Origin of the sequence: Enterobacter sp. Acro-832 (assembly GCF_011752745.1) — a bacterium.
In the GTDB taxonomy this organism is placed as follows: domain Bacteria; phylum Pseudomonadota; class Gammaproteobacteria; order Enterobacterales; family Enterobacteriaceae; genus Enterobacter; species Enterobacter quasiroggenkampii.
On sequence record NZ_VWWX01000003.1, the window covers coordinates 555,128 to 571,335 of the forward strand.

At 46.1% G+C, this 16,208-nt stretch carries 14 protein-coding genes; 7 read left to right on the plus strand and 7 right to left on the minus strand.

Going from position 1 to position 16,208, the window contains the following annotated elements:
• Positions 1-36 precede the first annotated feature (36 nt).
• Genes F3J31_RS14080 through F3J31_RS14090 form a run of 3 tightly spaced genes read left to right on the plus strand, consistent with a single transcriptional unit; the run spans position 37 to position 2,288 of the window.
• Positions 37-639 carry a non-oxidative hydroxyarylic acid decarboxylases subunit B gene (locus F3J31_RS14080; RefSeq protein ID WP_008499595.1) on the plus strand — a complete coding sequence of 201 codons (603 nt, stop codon included), beginning with the start codon at positions 37-39 and terminating at the stop codon, positions 637-639.
• The gene (locus F3J31_RS14085; protein ID WP_008499594.1) at positions 629-2,056 is read left to right on the plus strand and encodes a non-oxidative hydroxyarylic acid decarboxylases subunit C; all 1,428 of its coding nucleotides are present in this window, start codon (positions 629-631) and stop codon (positions 2,054-2,056) included. Before F3J31_RS14080 ends, F3J31_RS14085 begins: the two co-directional genes overlap by 11 nt.
• 10 nt (positions 2,057-2,066) lie before the next feature.
• The gene (locus F3J31_RS14090) at positions 2,067-2,288 is read left to right on the plus strand and encodes a non-oxidative hydroxyarylic acid decarboxylases subunit D (RefSeq protein WP_003862116.1); all 222 of its coding nucleotides are present in this window, start codon (positions 2,067-2,069) and stop codon (positions 2,286-2,288) included.
• A 138-nt stretch (positions 2,289-2,426) separates the two neighbouring features.
• Here the strand turns inward: F3J31_RS14090 and mutS are convergent, their stop codons facing one another.
• Positions 2,427-4,988: a DNA mismatch repair protein MutS gene (mutS, locus tag F3J31_RS14095; protein ID WP_167213698.1), complete on the minus strand. Its 2,562-nt coding sequence runs from the start codon at positions 4,986-4,988 to the stop codon at positions 2,427-2,429.
• 214 nt (positions 4,989-5,202) lie between these two features.
• Between mutS and F3J31_RS14100 the strand changes: the two genes are divergently transcribed.
• The 3 genes from F3J31_RS14100 to F3J31_RS14110 all read left to right on the plus strand — a co-directional run bounded on the left by F3J31_RS14100 (position 5,203) and on the right by F3J31_RS14110 (position 8,656).
• On the plus strand, positions 5,203-6,483 hold the full coding sequence (locus F3J31_RS14100; protein WP_167213701.1) for a site-specific integrase: 1,281 nt from the start codon (positions 5,203-5,205) through the stop codon (positions 6,481-6,483).
• A gap of 161 nt (positions 6,484-6,644) precedes the next feature.
• Positions 6,645-7,940, plus strand: coding sequence for an ATP-binding protein (locus F3J31_RS14105; protein WP_167213704.1), 1,296 nt, complete (start codon positions 6,645-6,647; stop codon positions 7,938-7,940).
• On the plus strand, positions 7,940-8,656 hold the full coding sequence (locus F3J31_RS14110) for an HNH endonuclease (protein ID WP_167213707.1): 717 nt from the start codon (positions 7,940-7,942) through the stop codon (positions 8,654-8,656). Before F3J31_RS14105 ends, F3J31_RS14110 begins: the two co-directional genes overlap by 1 nt.
• Before the next feature lie 464 nt (positions 8,657-9,120).
• On the opposite strand, the gene F3J31_RS14115 is transcribed toward F3J31_RS14110, so the two are convergent.
• The 5 genes from F3J31_RS14115 to F3J31_RS14135 form a co-directional block, all read right to left on the minus strand.
• A complete protein-coding gene (locus F3J31_RS14115) occupies positions 9,121-9,771 on the minus strand; it encodes a hypothetical protein (protein WP_167213710.1) in 651 nt (216 codons plus the stop codon).
• Between the two features lie 564 nt (positions 9,772-10,335).
• The gene (locus tag F3J31_RS14120; RefSeq protein ID WP_045371948.1) at positions 10,336-10,557 is read right to left on the minus strand and encodes an AlpA family phage regulatory protein; all 222 of its coding nucleotides are present in this window, start codon (positions 10,555-10,557) and stop codon (positions 10,336-10,338) included.
• A gap of 975 nt (positions 10,558-11,532) precedes the next feature.
• Positions 11,533-12,402, minus strand: a complete 870-nt coding sequence (locus F3J31_RS14125) for a hypothetical protein (protein ID WP_167213712.1) — start codon at positions 12,400-12,402, stop codon at positions 11,533-11,535.
• Positions 12,403-12,440: 38 nt separating this feature from the next.
• Positions 12,441-13,574, minus strand: coding sequence for a hypothetical protein (locus F3J31_RS14130; RefSeq protein WP_045371953.1), 1,134 nt, complete (start codon positions 13,572-13,574; stop codon positions 12,441-12,443).
• Between the two features lie 651 nt (positions 13,575-14,225).
• Complete coding sequence (locus F3J31_RS14135; RefSeq protein ID WP_045908493.1) at positions 14,226-14,456, minus strand: SymE family type I addiction module toxin; 231 nt, start codon at positions 14,454-14,456, stop codon at positions 14,226-14,228.
• A 175-nt stretch (positions 14,457-14,631) separates the two neighbouring features.
• Here F3J31_RS14135 and F3J31_RS14140 point away from each other — a divergent pair, with 175 nt between their 5' ends.
• Positions 14,632-14,976 carry a nitrous oxide-stimulated promoter family protein gene (locus tag F3J31_RS14140; RefSeq protein WP_045418265.1) on the plus strand — a complete coding sequence of 115 codons (345 nt, stop codon included), beginning with the start codon at positions 14,632-14,634 and terminating at the stop codon, positions 14,974-14,976.
• Between the two features lie 5 nt (positions 14,977-14,981).
• Here the strand turns inward: F3J31_RS14140 and F3J31_RS14145 are convergent, their stop codons facing one another.
• The gene (locus tag F3J31_RS14145; protein WP_167213715.1) at positions 14,982-16,202 is read right to left on the minus strand and encodes an MFS transporter; all 1,221 of its coding nucleotides are present in this window, start codon (positions 16,200-16,202) and stop codon (positions 14,982-14,984) included.
• Positions 16,203-16,208 lie beyond the last annotated feature (6 nt).

Consider the following 16,208-nt stretch of genomic DNA (forward strand, 5'->3'; position numbering starts at 1 on the left):
AATGTTCGTGTACGAACAAATTGATTGAGGTGCTGAATGAGATTAATCGTGGGAATGACGGGAGCAACGGGTGCTCCGCTGGGCGTGGCGCTGCTGCAGGCGCTGCGGGAAATGCCGGAAGTAGAGACGCATCTGGTGATGTCGAAGTGGGCAAAAACCACCATTGAACTGGAAACCCCTTACACCGCGCAGGACGTTGCTGCGCTGGCTGACGTCGTCCACAGCCCGGCTGACCAGGCCGCCACCATCTCCTCCGGTTCATTTCGTACCGACGGCATGATCGTCATTCCCTGCAGCATGAAAACGCTGGCCGGGATCCGCGCGGGCTATGCCGAAGGGCTGGTGGGCCGTGCGGCGGATGTGGTGCTGAAAGAGGGGCGCAAGCTGGTGCTGGTGCCCCGTGAAACGCCGCTCAGCACCATTCATCTGGAGAATATGCTTGCGCTCTCCCGCATGGGTGTGGCGATGGTGCCGCCTATGCCTGCGTATTACAACCACCCGCAAACCGCCGATGACATTACCCAGCATATTGTGACCCGCGTGCTTGACCAGTTTGGTCTGGAGCATAAAAAGGCGCGCCGCTGGAACGGGTTGCGGGAGGCGAAACATTTTTCACAGGAGAATAAAGATGGCATTTGATGATTTGAGAAGCTTCCTGCAGGCGCTCGATGAGCAAGGGCAACTGCTGAAAATTGAGGAAGAGGTAAACGCCGAGCCGGATCTGGCGGCGGCAGCCAACGCGACCGGCCGCATCGGTGACGGCGCGCCCGCGCTGTGGTTCGACAACATTCGCGGGTTTACCGATGCCCGCGTGGTGATGAACACTATCGGCTCCTGGCAGAACCATGCCATCTCGATGGGGCTGCCTGCGAACACGCCGGTGAAAAAGCAGATCGACGAGTTTATTCGCCGCTGGGATAAATTCCCGATTGCGCCAGAGCGCCGCGCCAATCCGGCCTGGGCGCAGAATACGGTGGACGGTGAAGACATTAACCTGTTCGATATTCTGCCGCTGTTCCGTCTGAACGACGGCGACGGGGGTTTCTATCTCGATAAAGCGTGCGTCGTCTCGCGCGATCCGCTCGACCCGGATAACTTCGGCAAGCAGAACGTCGGCATCTATCGCATGGAAGTGAAGGGCAAGCGCAAGCTCGGCCTGCAGCCGGTACCGATGCACGATATCGCTCTGCATCTGCACAAAGCCGAAGAGCGCGGCGAAGACCTGCCGATTGCCATTACCCTCGGCAACGATCCGATCATTACCCTGATGGGCGCGACGCCGCTGAAATACGATCAGTCAGAGTATGAAATGGCCGGCGCGCTGCGTGAAAGCCCATATCCGATTGCCACCGCGCCGCTGACCGGCTTCGACGTACCGTGGGGTTCTGAAGTGATCCTGGAAGGGGTGATTGAAGGCCGCAAGCGCGAAATTGAAGGTCCGTTTGGCGAGTTTACCGGGCACTACTCCGGTGGCCGTAACATGACGGTTGTGCGTATCGACAAAGTTTCTTACCGCACCAAACCGATTTTCGAATCCCTTTATCTCGGTATGCCGTGGACCGAGATTGATTATCTGATGGGGCCAGCCACCTGCGTGCCGCTCTACCAGCAGCTGAAAGCGGAGTTCCCGGAAGTGCAGGCGGTGAACGCGATGTACACCCACGGCCTGCTGGCGATTATCTCCACCAAAAAGCGTTACGGCGGTTTTGCCCGCGCGGTCGGCTTGCGCGCCATGACCACACCACACGGCCTGGGCTACGTGAAGATGGTGATCATGGTGGATGAGGATGTCGACCCGTTCAACCTCCCGCAGGTGATGTGGGCGCTGTCATCGAAGGTCAACCCGGCGGGCGATCTGGTGCAGCTGCCGAACATGTCGGTGCTGGAACTCGATCCAGGATCCAGTCCGGCGGGCATTACCGACAAACTGATTATCGATGCGACCACGCCTGTCGCACCGGATACCCGGGGCCACTATAGCCAGCCGGTACAGGATCTCCCCGAAACCAAAGCCTGGGCTGAAAAACTGACCGCGATGCTGGCTGCACGCCAATAAGGAGGAAAAGATGATTTGTCCACGTTGTGCCGATGAGCATATTGAAGTGATGGCGACGTCACCGGTGAAAGGGGTCTGGACCGTTTATCAGTGCCAGCATTGTCTGTATACCTGGCGCGATACCGAACCGTTGCGTCGTACCAGCCGCGAACATTACCCGGAAGCGTTCCGCATGACGCAGAAGGATATCGATGAGGCGCCGCAGGTACCGACAATCCCGCCGCTACTGTAAAAAAAGCCCGGTGGCGCTGCGCTTACCGGGTGATAACATCGTGCGGTCTTTTTTGCCGGGTGGCGGCTTCGCCTTACCCGGCCTACAAAAACCGTTGGCCCGGTAAGCGCAGCGCCACCGGGCAAAGATCGCAGAAAACTAAACCAGACTCTTCAAGCGATAAATCCACTCCAGCGCCTGACGCGGCGTAAGCGAATCCGGATCGAGGTTTTCCAGCGCTTCCACGGCAGGCGATGTCTCTTCCGCCGGTACCAGCAGCGACATCTGCGTACCGTCAATCTGCGTCGCCGCCGCATTCGGTGACAGGCTTTCCAGTTCACGCAGTTTCTGACGCGCACGCTTGATCACCTCTTTCGGTACCCCGGCCAGCGCCGCAACGGCCAGACCATAGCTCTTGCTTGCCGCGCCATCCTGCACCGTGTGCATGAAGGCGATGGTGTCGCCGTGCTCCAGCGCATCAAGGTGGACGTTAGCCACCCCTTCCATTTTCTCCGGCAGTTGCGTCAGCTCGAAGTAGTGGGTGGCGAACAGCGTCATGGCCTTGATTTTATTCGCGAGGCTTTCCGCACAGGCCCATGCCAGCGACAAACCGTCATAGGTTGATGTTCCGCGTCCGACTTCGTCCATCAGCACCAGGCTGTGCTCCGTCGCGTTATGCAGAATGTTAGCCGTTTCGGTCATTTCGACCATGAAGGTTGAGCGGCCGCTCGCCAGATCGTCCGCTGCCCCGACGCGGGTAAAGATACGGTCGATGGGGCCAATCTCCACGTTTTGCGCCGGAACGTAGCTGCCGATATAGGCAAGCAGGGCAATCAGCGCCGTCTGACGCATATAGGTACTCTTACCGCCCATGTTCGGACCGGTAATGATCAACATTCTTCTCTGCGGCGACAGGCTCAGCGGGTTGGCGATGAACGGTTCGTTCAGCACCTGCTCGACCACCGGATGACGGCCTTCGGTAATACGAATGCCGGGCTTGTCGGTAAAGGTCGGGCAGGTGTAGTTCAGCGTTTCCGCGCGCTCTGCCAGGTTCACCAGCACGTCCAGTTCCGCCAGCGCGCTGGCGCTCAGCTGCAGGTCGGCCAGGTGCGGCATCAGCATGTCGAACAGCTCTTCATAGAGCTGTTTTTCCAGCGCCAGCGCTTTCCCTTTCGAGGTGAGGACTTTGTCTTCGTACTCTTTCAGCTCGGGAATGATATAGCGTTCAGCGTTTTTCAACGTCTGGCGGCGCACGTAGTGAATCGGCGCCAGGTGGCTCTGCCCGCGGCTGATTTGAATGTAGTAACCGTGAACCGCGTTATAACCCACCTTCAGGGTGTCGAGCCCAAGACGCTCGCGCTCGCGGATCTCCAGCTTATCAAGGTAGTCTGTCGCGCCGTCGGCCAGCGCCCGCCATTCGTCCAGCTCCTCGTTGTAGCCCGGAGCAATCACGCCGCCATCACGCACGAGAACCGGAGGCGCATCAATAATGGCGCGTTCAAGTAGCTCGCGGAGTTCGGTAAATTCACCCATGGTTTCGCGGAGTTTCTGTACCGGCGCGCTGTCAACGTCGCTCAGCTGCGCACGGAGTTCCGGTAACTGCTGGAAAGCATGACGCATCCGCGCGAGGTCGCGCGGTCGCGCCGTGCGCAGCGCCAGACGGGCCAGGATACGTTCCAGATCCCCCACCTGGCGCAGGACAGGCTGCAGCTCGGTATACCGATCCTGCAGGGCGGCAATCGTCTGCTGACGGCAAACCAGCGTTGCGGTATCGCGAATCGGCATATGCAGCCAGCGTTTCAGCATACGGCTGCCCATTGGCGTGACCGTACTGTCCAGGACCGACGCAAGCGTATTTTCTACACCGCCCGCCAGGTTCTGCGTGATCTCCAGGTTACGGCGCGTGGCGGCATCCATGATGATGCTGTCCTGCTGGCGCTCCATGGTGATAGAGCGAATGTGCGGCAGGGCAGTGCGCTGGGTATCTTTCACGTACTGCAGGAGGCAACCGGCCGCGCACAGCCCGCGTGGGGCATTTTCAACGCCAAAGCCAATCAAATCGCGGGTGCCAAACTGCAAATTCAACTGCTGGCGCGCGGTATCAATTTCGAATTCCCACAGCGGACGGCGGCGCAACCCGCGACGACCTTCAATCAGCGCCATTTCGGCGAAATCTTCGGCGTAGAGCAATTCTGCCGGGTTGGTGCGCTGCAGTTCGGCTGCCATCGTTTCACGATCGGCCGGTTCACTCAGACGAAAACGCCCGGAGCTGATGTCCAGCGTCGCGTAGCCAAACCCTTTGCCGTCCTGCCAGAGCGCGGCCAGCAGGTTATCCTGGCGCTCCTGAAGCAGGGCTTCATCACTGATGGTGCCTGGCGTGACGATGCGCACGACTTTGCGTTCCACCGGACCTTTTGAGGTCGCGGGGTCGCCGATCTGTTCGCAGATGGCGACAGATTCACCCTGATTCACCAGTTTCGCCAGGTAGTTTTCTACCGCATGGTGCGGAATGCCTGCCATCGGGATGGGCTCACCTGCCGATGCGCCACGTTTAGTCAGCGAGATGTCGAGCAGCTGCGATGCACGCTTAGCATCGTCATAAAACAGCTCGTAAAAATCGCCCATACGGTAAAACAGCAGGATTTCCGGATGCTGTGCCTTCAGCTTCAGATACTGCTGCATCATTGGGGTGTGGGTGTCGAAATTTTCTAGTGTACTCATCAGGTTATGATGTCCATCTGTATATGAATTAATGAGTTAAAGTGATTTTTGGGTCTCATTTAGTCTCACTTTGTCTCATAAGATCTCATGAAAACCTACACAAATGTGTAGGTCGAAATGTAGCTTGCAAACCTACATTTCAGTCATGTAAGGTTGTTCTAATGAAACCTACACTTTTCTCATAAGTACATTAGGATATGATAACGGAGTCTTTGTGGCAGGAAAACAACATGGGAAGCCACTTTCATCTAAAGCTGTCGAGATGATGAGGGCAGGAGATAATGATAAAGCCGATGTGGGGGAAAACCGTGGCTTAAGGGTGGCGTGTGGTAAAACTGGCGTAAAATCCTTTTTCTATAGATATACAAGTCCCCTGACGGGCAAGCTAGTTCAAGTCAAGATTGGCAACTTTCCACAAATCACACTTGCTGTAGCTCGTACCAAATTACATGAATTGAAATTAATCCGGCAGGATGGGCGATGTCCGGCAACAGAGTTAAAACAACAAAAGCTCTTTAAGCAAATGGAAGCTGAGAAAGAGAAGGTACCAGCATTAACCATCAAGGGGCTTGTTGACCTTTACTTGTCGGAACGTATTGAAGACCGTAAAACAAGTGATGGGAAACTGGTTCTAGGGGCGAGAAAGAAGAAGGGACAGGAGGAAGTTCGCAGAACACTCTATGCGGATGCTGTTAATAAATTGGGAAGCCGAAGCGCAGCCGAGATCACCAGAAATGATGTCGTGAACCTGATAAACAGCGTTGTCGCTCGCGGGGCAAAGGTCCAGGCAGGGAATGTGCTGCGGGAGTTATCGCTTGCGTATGAATTCGCCATTGGGCTTGGGCGATTTGAGGAGAGCTTTGCCAATCCCGCTGTATTAGCAAAATCCAGTTTCAGACAGGCTCGCCTCAAATTAACTAATGACCGAGGCACACGTGTTCTTAGTGAAAATGAACTGACCAAATTATTACGATGGTTGCCTGGATCTGCATACTCACCTACAGTAAAAAATGTTCTCCGCATGACGCTTTGGACGGGGTGTCGTACAGGTGAGGTCTGTAATATGGCGTGGGAAGATGTCGATCTGGAAAAAGGGACTATACATCTTCGCGATACCAAAACGAATGTAGAGCGTTATGTCCAACTATCTAAACAAGCTACAGAATTTCTGAAAATACTTCGCCTTAATACTGACAAGTATTTATTCCCCTCATCGCGAACAAAGCAACCGATACTACAAAAATATCTTACAGAAAATGCATGGCGTATGCGTGAAGCAGGGCAAATGTTAGATATTCCGAGCTGGACTCCGCACGATTTACGGAGAACAGTGAGAACTGGATTGTCGCGGTTGCAATGCCCTAATGAAGTAGGGGAGGCAATCTTGGGACATACCAAGGGGGGCGTTGAAGGGGTTTATAACCTCTATAAATATGATGCTGAATGTAGAAAGTGGCTACAGATTTGGGCTGATTACCTTGATGGCATAAATTGAAAGTGTGTAATTCAACATTACTGTAAATGGTTGGGTTTAAAGTATTTGATAGGATTTTAACAAAATCGAAATAGAAGAGCTTAGGTAGCGTGTTTGTCTCTATATTTCGCTTAGCTAAAATTATTGGGAAATGAAATATTTTTTAATAAAAGGTTTGAATTATGATGTTATCTCAGCGTGTACCAAGAAACGATCTTCTTGATAGTGTTATTAGATGGGAGGATAATGTTTTTTTAGTTATTACAGGTAAGAATGGGGAGGGTAAGAGTCGTCTTCTAAATAAATTAATTGAACAAGCATTTAAATCCCCTGATTTGTATGAAAATATTATCGCAACATCTACTAGTGTATTTGAGATATTTCCATCGAAAATGACAATGAGTGATATTAAGCGACGTGTTAAATATCATTACATTGGGACTAAATCCATTTTGAGTAGAGGTGGAAATAATAGGACGTCGATGAATTTAATTATTTCATCTTGTTTGGGATTACTCAGAAGTTATAACGAAAAATATAACAATTACAGTCTTGGTAGCAGTCATGTAAAGTTAAGAGAGATGTTTCAAACAATTGGCTTCGATCCGGTTCTAGAATATATTATAAAAATAGACCCCTCAGTTTCAATTTTGGATGATGTTTTTGGTGGGTATGTTTTTGAGAAAAAAGGAGAGCGTATTGCATTTGAGAGTGAAAAATCAAAAACATTATTAATTGACGAGTTGATGTCAACTTTTAACTCTCAAAAAGATAGAAATAATAACATCCGGCTTGGATATATTCTCGGGGAAGATGTTAGGTTATATCATGGCGGGAAATTAGAACATCGAGAATTGGATATATTGATGTGGTTGATTGACAACGAGATAGTTAGAATCATTGATGTGAGGTTTGGAAAATATGAACAAAAAAGACGTCCGAATGAATGGACTTCAATGAGGCTAGCAAGTTCTGGCGAACAAAGTATTATTTTAACGCTCGTAGGCATTGCCTCTAGAATAGACAATAATAGTATTATATTCATTGATGAGCCAGAAATTAGTTTGCATCCTGAATGGCAGGAACGATTTATTGATTTTCTGAAGGATATTTTTGACGATTATCGGAATTGTTTATTTGTAATAGCAACTCATTCACCACAAATAATTTCCAAGTTAAGTAATAAAAAGGCATATATTTACAATATAAACAATGAGATGCTTTTCAACTCAAGTGAATATAAAGAGCGATCTTCGGATTATCAACTTGCAAATGTATTTAATGCACCAGGTTCCAATAATGAATATTTAACAAGAATACTGGTTTCTTGGTTGGTTAAGTTTTCTAAAAATGAGTCTTTTTCAAAAGAAGAGCATTCTGAAATGAAAAATGCACTTATGCTGAAAGATAAAATATTGGAAGATGATCCAGTCAAGCGTTTAATGTCGCTTGTTGAGGATACGATGAGGATCATATAATGCATCATTACCCTCAAAAAATTACTAATTCTGTTGAGTTTATTGATGATGATTTGATTACGTATGCGGAATTCGCTGCGAGACCACATGCAGATAAAGTCGGGACGTACTGGGATGTTAAGGATGCTTGCGTTGTTAATATTAAATCTACCATAAAAGCTCATTATATATTAGAGCAGGATTATACATGTTGTTATTGTAAACAAAAAATTATAGTAAAACATAAAGGGGCTTGGGATGCAGAACATATAATTCCAAAATCTAAACATCCCGCATTTATATTCGAGCCTAAAAACTTAGCTATAAGCTGCAAAGATTGTAACGGAGCCAAATTAGATCAGGAAGTTCTTGTTAATTCACAAGCCAATCATCGTGTGAATTTTCTAGAAAAATCTGAGGATTACCTCATCGTACATCCGCATATTGATGATTATGATGAACATATTGAAATTCGCGATAATTTTTTAATATATAGAGGTCGCACTGATAAAGGGGTTAAAACTATTGTACTGTGTGGGCTATTAAGGTTTGGGAAAGATACAAACTATAGCAATGTTTCTGCAACAAACATTGATGAAGTTACAGATTCTGTATCCAAAGTCAGCAACGCTAATAATGTTGATGAGCAATACGCAGCTTTGTTAGAGTTGGAACATAAAGTTAGGATGGCAATAGCTAAAGTATATGATATACGCTCAAGAAAAGTGCAGGTTTAGATAATTTTATTTAAGGGAGGCTTGATATGATATCAAGCCTCCCAGAAAGTTTGATTCTAATTTTTTATGTACATTAGTTTATTCCTTTTCTTTACATATAACTAAAAAAACCGAAAGACTTTATTACTATCTCATATGCCAGAATTATTCACGTGTTGATTAGTATTATATATGAACCAGTCATCATGGGTTTTTTACGATAAAATACATGGCTATAATCTATATAAATTATATTTAGTGTAATTAATCAATTGATCTTCTACATTGAAGTAGAAATGTAACTTATCGGAGAAAAAAACAAAGATCATATTATTTGCAAATGAAGTAAATTAAAGGTGAATTATGTTTTGATAGGGTTAAAATAATTTATTTGCGCTGATTTTAATGGGCATAATTTTGATGTGTAATGATTTAAATTAATTGCATAGTTCAGGTTTATATTATCTGTGTGCAATCTTAACGTATTAAGGATTGGTTTTTTTCGTGATGAAGGTTTTTTTTATGATTTTTTCAAATGCATTTCCTAATCTAGATACACATTTTGGCCAAGATTTCCATACCATATTAATGTCAAATAGTGAAATTTCACTTTTAGATACCAAGTGAAGATGTTTTTGTGTTAATCGTGATATTTTTTCAGTGGATTTTATGCAGGATTTTAGCTCTATAAGACTAGGGTTACAGGGATATGATCTTATAAATCCTTTTTTATAGAGAATTAATGCTATTTTTCTATCGAAGACACTAAGTCGAGTAACAGGGTTGTCAATTTGTAAAATATTTTTCAAAAGAATGCGATTATCTTGGCTTGAAATATTTTTTTTGGGCCTAAAACGAGATTCTATTCGAAGAAACTTATCGCAGTCATTCGGATGAATATTCATTAGGCTTGTTCGTTTCATTGAACTGATAATTTCATTTCTGTACCCATCTATTTTTTCATAACAATGAATATGTAGTTGAGAGCGTATGCTACCTAATCTCAGACCCGGTAATCCATATTTTTTGTCGAAGTATTTTGCGGTCTCTGAGTTTTTTAAACCAAAAATATAATCTTCAAGCTGTGCTCCATAAATATCTACAGCAGTATCTATTTGAGTGATCCACGATTCCAATAGTAAAGCATTTAGTTTATTATCTAATTTTTTATTCAGCCAACATACTAGATGATCAATGTTTTTGGGTGTGAGATGTTGAGGATGAAACTCTAAGCGTATACTACCTGTTTTATGGTTGATGGGGAAATAATCAATCCTTAGTATTAGAGGGGATGGTTTTATTTTTTTTTCTTATTATTATGGCTTTTCTGTATGGCTTCCCATTAATTCCTCGAATTGATTGGATGCGATATTTTTTGTATTTCCGAGAACTGAGATAGTCAAGTTTTTCATAGATCAAGTTGTTTTCATGATGGCTTTCGACATTGCTAACTAAAGTTAGTTTGTCGATTCTCATTCTGATTGTCCGCCCTTCTACATCTTTTCCAACTTTTTGTGATATATTAAAGTCTATGTTTTTTTTGTTAATATACATTTTTTAGTCGTTAGTTAATATGATTGAAATAGTAATGCATTCATAGTAAATTACGCAGTATAGATACATATTAATATGTGTATATACAGATATTTATAGCTATATGTCTATAGCGTGCTATTAGAGCAAAAACATGAAGGTGTATATTAAGTAGATACTGCGTTATATCGAAGATTCACTGTTTGGCGCTCGGCTATCCAGTTCTGTACCTCTTCTTCTCTCCATGCAACGGAACGTGAAGACTTACCACCAGTAAGACGAACTGGTTCTGGAAAGTAGCCAGCCTTGATTTGACGATAAAGTGTTGCACGGGAAAGCGCGCATACTTCTAGGACGGTTGTGATTTTGATTAAACGTGCATTTGGCATGTTCTGAGTTCGCTAGTTAAGCGTACCGAATTGGTACCTAGACTCTTTACAGATTCCATATGCTTACAGTGATTTTTCTTGTAACACACTGAAAATTAAGGTTTTTTAATTGTATTTTTGCTTTGAGATTTTTTGAAAGTTACAGAAAATGAAACTTATCGGATGGTCCTAAAGTTTCGGAGCTGAAACTTTAGCTCCTGAAGTTCCAAAACTTTCAAATCCGAACTTTTCTCCTGAACTCCCAAAACTTTTCAAACATCAGTTGGGGATTCGCATTCTCTTGACCATCCATTCGCATTTCGCATGGTTATCTGTTTGCGTTTTACTTAATTATATCAAGTAAAAAAACAAGGCAAGTCGCACTATATAGACAGTTTACTTTTAACGAGAAACCGACATTGCAGCCTGTGGAAATCCCGCAAAAAAGAAAAATAATACATGTTCAGTGTCTTTAGAGAACATGCTACAGCACATATGAGTCTGAATATTTATCTAATTATAAAAAGATATTGCGCTGTTAATAATCTAGTAATTCACTTGTTAATTTCATTGTGTCTATAGTGTAGGATGGATGATGCAAGACTGTCCTTAAAAAAGAAAAAAATTGATAGTAAGAATATTGTTATTTGAATTATACCTACGAATATATTCGGCTTAAATACCATAACGGCATACATAAATAATGAAACAAAAATCATGAGTATTCTCTTGGATAGATAAAATGTAAATCTTCGGCCGTCTACTTTACCCCCCAATAATGGAATTACTCTAGAGATTTTATATGCACATTGTCCGAAAATGACGGCAGACATTATAGACCAGTCTGTAGTGCAGACCAAAGAAAGCAGAATGGATGAAAAGGTCGGCGGACTTTTAAAGATAGTGACAAAAATCAAGCCTAAAAAAGGAATCATCAAAAAAATAACCTCACCATAAATATCGGCTAACATTGATTTTTTATCAGTATACGTCCTTTTAGAAGAGGCCATCTTGCTCCCCTCGGTTTCTATTTATATTAAGCACTTCTAAAATTTTAGCATTTCTTATTTGCCTACGTGATTTTCTGTCACTAATTTTTGCAACAACTTCATCATACTCGATAATAGCTTCAATAAGGTCTTTGGGGCCAATTGGATCTATAAATCCTGATTGATAGTTTTCTAACCAATCACTATTAACAACCCTTGCTGCAAAATGATTCTCGGTGGTTAATTCCTCTAAGCGCCAGACGTTATTCCCCTTATTTACGGGTACGTGAACGTAAAATTTTGAGGTCCTTTTAAAATGTTTTATTTCGCTGGAAAACATATCAACAACGTTTCCTGAGAAGACAAAATTTTTTGTCAGGGTTTTGAAGTCGCTGAAATCAGATGTGCCTGGTTGACCAATTCCTATTGAAGCGGTTTCATCAGTGTAAAGCTTAGAATTTAAAGCTGAATAATCAGACAGTGCTTTACCCAATTGCTCCATATCTATATACGGTTCTGTTAACAATTGATGTTCTACATTTTTAGAAATCGAGGTGGACAAGAAGTTTGATGCTGCCTCCAGATCTTCACAGGTAGCAATCTCAGGATTATTATCTATATAATCAGCCAGATCTTCGGCTGAATTAAATAAGAAATTTTCCCATTTTGCGATCTTGCATCTGATCCACGCAACGGCAGAACCATCTTGCAAGCTTACAAGATCAAACTGAGCACTGTCTTTCTCATCTATTGATGATAAAGTTATGATCCCAATCCTTTTGTAAAACTTAACGTATTCACTGAGTATAAGTAAAATATCTTCAGGGTTTTTTCTTTCATCGCTGTAATCAAATCTTATTGCAATTGCATTATTCATCAGGTTCTCATTTTTATATATTGGATCTTTCAAGACAGTTAATCAATGCGAGAATATGTTTTTCCCTTAATAACACGATTAACCTTGTTTACATCTTTTTCACCTATACGAGTACAAATCTCTTCCGATGTAAAGGTCTCAGCCAGTTTGCGAATTGCGCGTACCTGCTCAACTGATAATCGGTCATCTCGTCCACAAATTTGAGCGATGGCCCAATTATTATCTTTCCATTTTTCGGCAATCCATGGCGCTGGTAAGCCCTTCCGGGGGTGTTCCTTTAGCCATGTGCTTACAATGCCATCACGTTCATCAGACTGGGGAACTAAAGATCCTTTGACCATGCCGTTCTCACGCATATAGCGTAGACCTGATTTCCCACCGGGGATCATGTTAAGACGACGCTCATCATCCCAGTGTCCTTCAACTAAGAACTCCTCGGCTTCATATAATTGCTCAAGGTCATTAGTAATCTCCATGACCTTATGATGCAAATAGGTTACACGGCCATTTTGAAGCTCTTCGCGAAATTTTCTATGAAAAAGCAACGGACTGTCATTATTAATTGCGCGCTTATGTTCAGCCCACCGCTTCTGCCAGTTGCGTTTGGTTACCCCCACATAGAAGTAACCATCTATAGGGTAAGATGCACCCTGCCCGAAAATATGCTGATAAAGTACATACGCGTTAGAAGGGGAAAGTTTTGGGGATAAGAGATAATGAGCAGGTATGGAGAATAGCAGACTCGGTTGTGTAATCTTGTTTTCATCTATTGAGGTCATACCTTGCGCTGAAGCCGTGATGAACAGCGGGTCAGTGACCATTTCCACAGAAATAATGGGAACGGTTACGAGTTCGTCATTTTCAAGAGCTTTTCCAGATGCGAATAGAGATGTTCTCCCGACGCTCCGATGACCTTCCTTTATCTTGCTGAAAGGAGCGATGAATCCAGGTTTTTTGCCGATGAATACAATGTGTAGATTTGGAATGAGGTTGCCAGGTTTAACCCGGAAGACACCTTCAGGATTTTGAGCCACCCGTAACCATTCTCTAACAAAGGAACCAGCATGAATATACTCATTAATAAGAGATTCTACTTCCCGGCGGCGGGGAATAAGCTGCTTAGGTAGTAAATATTCCCACCATGATTTGTTTAATATCAGCGATTTATTCATCTATCTATATCACTTTAGAGTAGATTGTGATTAGCATGATATTAGCAGTGTCTGGTTGTGCCAGATAGCAGTTTATTTTTAACATCTTCAAACTACCTTAGGGCTCCCCGATACAGTTAGGCTGTCTGAACGACTCGGCTAATCTACAGACCATTAATCTCCGCCGAACAACAAGGGGATACGTTTTGGGCCTGACTGTTGGGACCAGCTGGCTAAACGGTGTTAAACACTGCAAACGAGTGACGCGATCCAGCTCAATTTCTGCTAACAGGCGATGTCTGCAAATGGCGCTCAAGGGGCGTACAGTTCCGGTATTACAGTGAATATCTTGAGAATGCTGCCCAAGCAACCTAGCGAACCACCATGTCCTTGACCGGTACAATCGTTTTCCCGATTAATCTAGTCGCTGCACTGTGTATCTAAAATGTAGGTCATTATGTTGTTTTTATATTTTTTTAGTAAAAAGTGTTTATAAATCAATTGTAACACACCAATGCATCATCGGCGTATGTGCGTCGAAATTGTCGAGTGTGCTCATGGAGTTATGATGTCCATTTCTTTGAATATAAACCGTTTTGAGCGGCTCAGTGGCCGTTTGTTCCTTCTATTGTCGCATGAAAAAAAGGTACGGCGCAGAAAAATGCCGTCGCTTTACGAGGCATCTTCCGACATTAACTCAATGACTATTTTTCCATGCTCAACGCCCACGCGAACCCGGGAGTGGGTGGTAAACCCTGCCTGTTCAAGCCAGTCTCCTTTTAAGCTCAGCGCCGCATGCACGCTGTAGCGCTTCGGTATCTTGGTATTGCGGTCTTCATGGCGCTTTCTGAAATATCCCACTGTTAAATGGCGATAGGGTTTGTTGATAGCAAGTTCTTGCATAGGGTCTCCCGATAACACGGATAAAAGTCATTACTGATGCCTGTATAAAATACCAGTGATTGTCGGGCGGTGCAGGGCTAAAACTGGAATCAGGCTTCAGAAAACCGCATGCAAAAACTGAAATTCTGCATTGAAAGGTGTATTATTTTTGCACTTTATTGTTCGGTAAGTCGCTATGTCCGGTAAAAGAATTTCACGCGAAAAAGAGACCATCGCGAAAATGATCGCGCTGTATCAGAAGCAGTGTCCTCAGGCCTCTGCGGAAGAGGGGCACTATCAGGCGCTAAATGCCTATGCCGATAAGCGCCTGGATAAATGCGTTTTCGGGGAGGAAAAGCCCGCCTGTAAACAGTGTCCGGTCCACTGCTACCAGCCTGCCAAACGCGAAGAGATGAAGCAAATTATGCGCTGGGCAGGCCCGCGAATGCTCTGGCGTCACCCCATTCTGACCGTCCGTCATCTGATGGATGATCGTCGTCCCGTACCGGAACTGCCGGAAAAGTATCGTCCGAAAAAGTGACCGGTTCAGCTTCTGAGCGGGCGGCAAATCAGGTTCATGGCCAGCGCGCTGCAGAGCGGAAAGAGGGCCAGCAGCAGCCAGGGGAGCATCGCCTGCGTGGAGGGCACCAGGGCGCGATCCAACAGACTGCCAAACAGCAAATTCCCCGTCAGGACCGCGACTCCGCCAGCGGTGGCGAGTGCGCCATAGTGCGCCCCCAGCGTGGACTCTTCGGCAAACCTTGGGATCAGATCCTTTGCCGAGGGTACCAGCAGCATCTGCCCCAGCGTCAACAGCGTCACGAAACAGACCGACGGCAGCAGGCGCAGCCAGCCCTCTGGCGGTGCCGTCGACGCAAACATTGCCACGCTTGCAAAGGCGGCGGAGAGCAGCAAAAAGCCCACCGGCAGGATCCTCACCGCGCCCACGCGGCGGGCGAAACGCGCCAGCGGCAGCTGTAACGCCACGATCAGGACAGAGGCCAGCATAAAAAGCGGGCCGAGATCTTTCTCGTTACCGCCGGAACGCTGGATCTCTACCGGCAACGCCAGATAGAGTTGGTTATAGCTCAAAAGCCACGAGCTATAGGCAATAATAAAGGCGACAAAGCGGGGCTGGCGGAACGTCGTCCACCAGGGAACGAGCTTCAGCGTCCGCGAGGCGTGGCGTGACGCGGGCAGGCAAAAGTAGAGCACCACCAGCGCAACGATAAAGACCCCTGCGCCCGCCAGCGCTACCTGGCGAAAGCCCAGGCCGGTGAGCAGGGCGCCGGCAACCGGGCCCAGTACCGCACCGAGTTCCCCGCAGACCGCAAAGAGCGCGAACCACTCCGCCCGGCTTCGTTTACCTTTCGCCTCACTGTGCGTGCCCGCTTTCGCCAGCAATGCTTCAATCGACGGAGAAAACAGCGCGCCGCCCACGCCTGTCAGACACGCGCCCAGAATAATCGGCCACAGCGATCCTCCGAACGCCAGCAGCAGATACCCCGCAACGCGAACAATACAGCCGCTCAGGATAACGACTTTCGCGCCAAACCTGTCCGAGAGCGCACCGCCGACGATAAACATCCCCTGCTGAGAGAAGGTGCGCAGGCCGAGGATCAGCCCGATCAGCCCGCCGGAGAGCAGCATGTCGTCGCGCAGGAATATCGCCAGGAAGGGAACAACGGCGTAAAAGCCAATGTTAAAAACAAACTGGCTACCCAGTAAGACGGGCGGCCAGAGCGTGGTGGCAGGGCGAAGGGGCATCGTTGT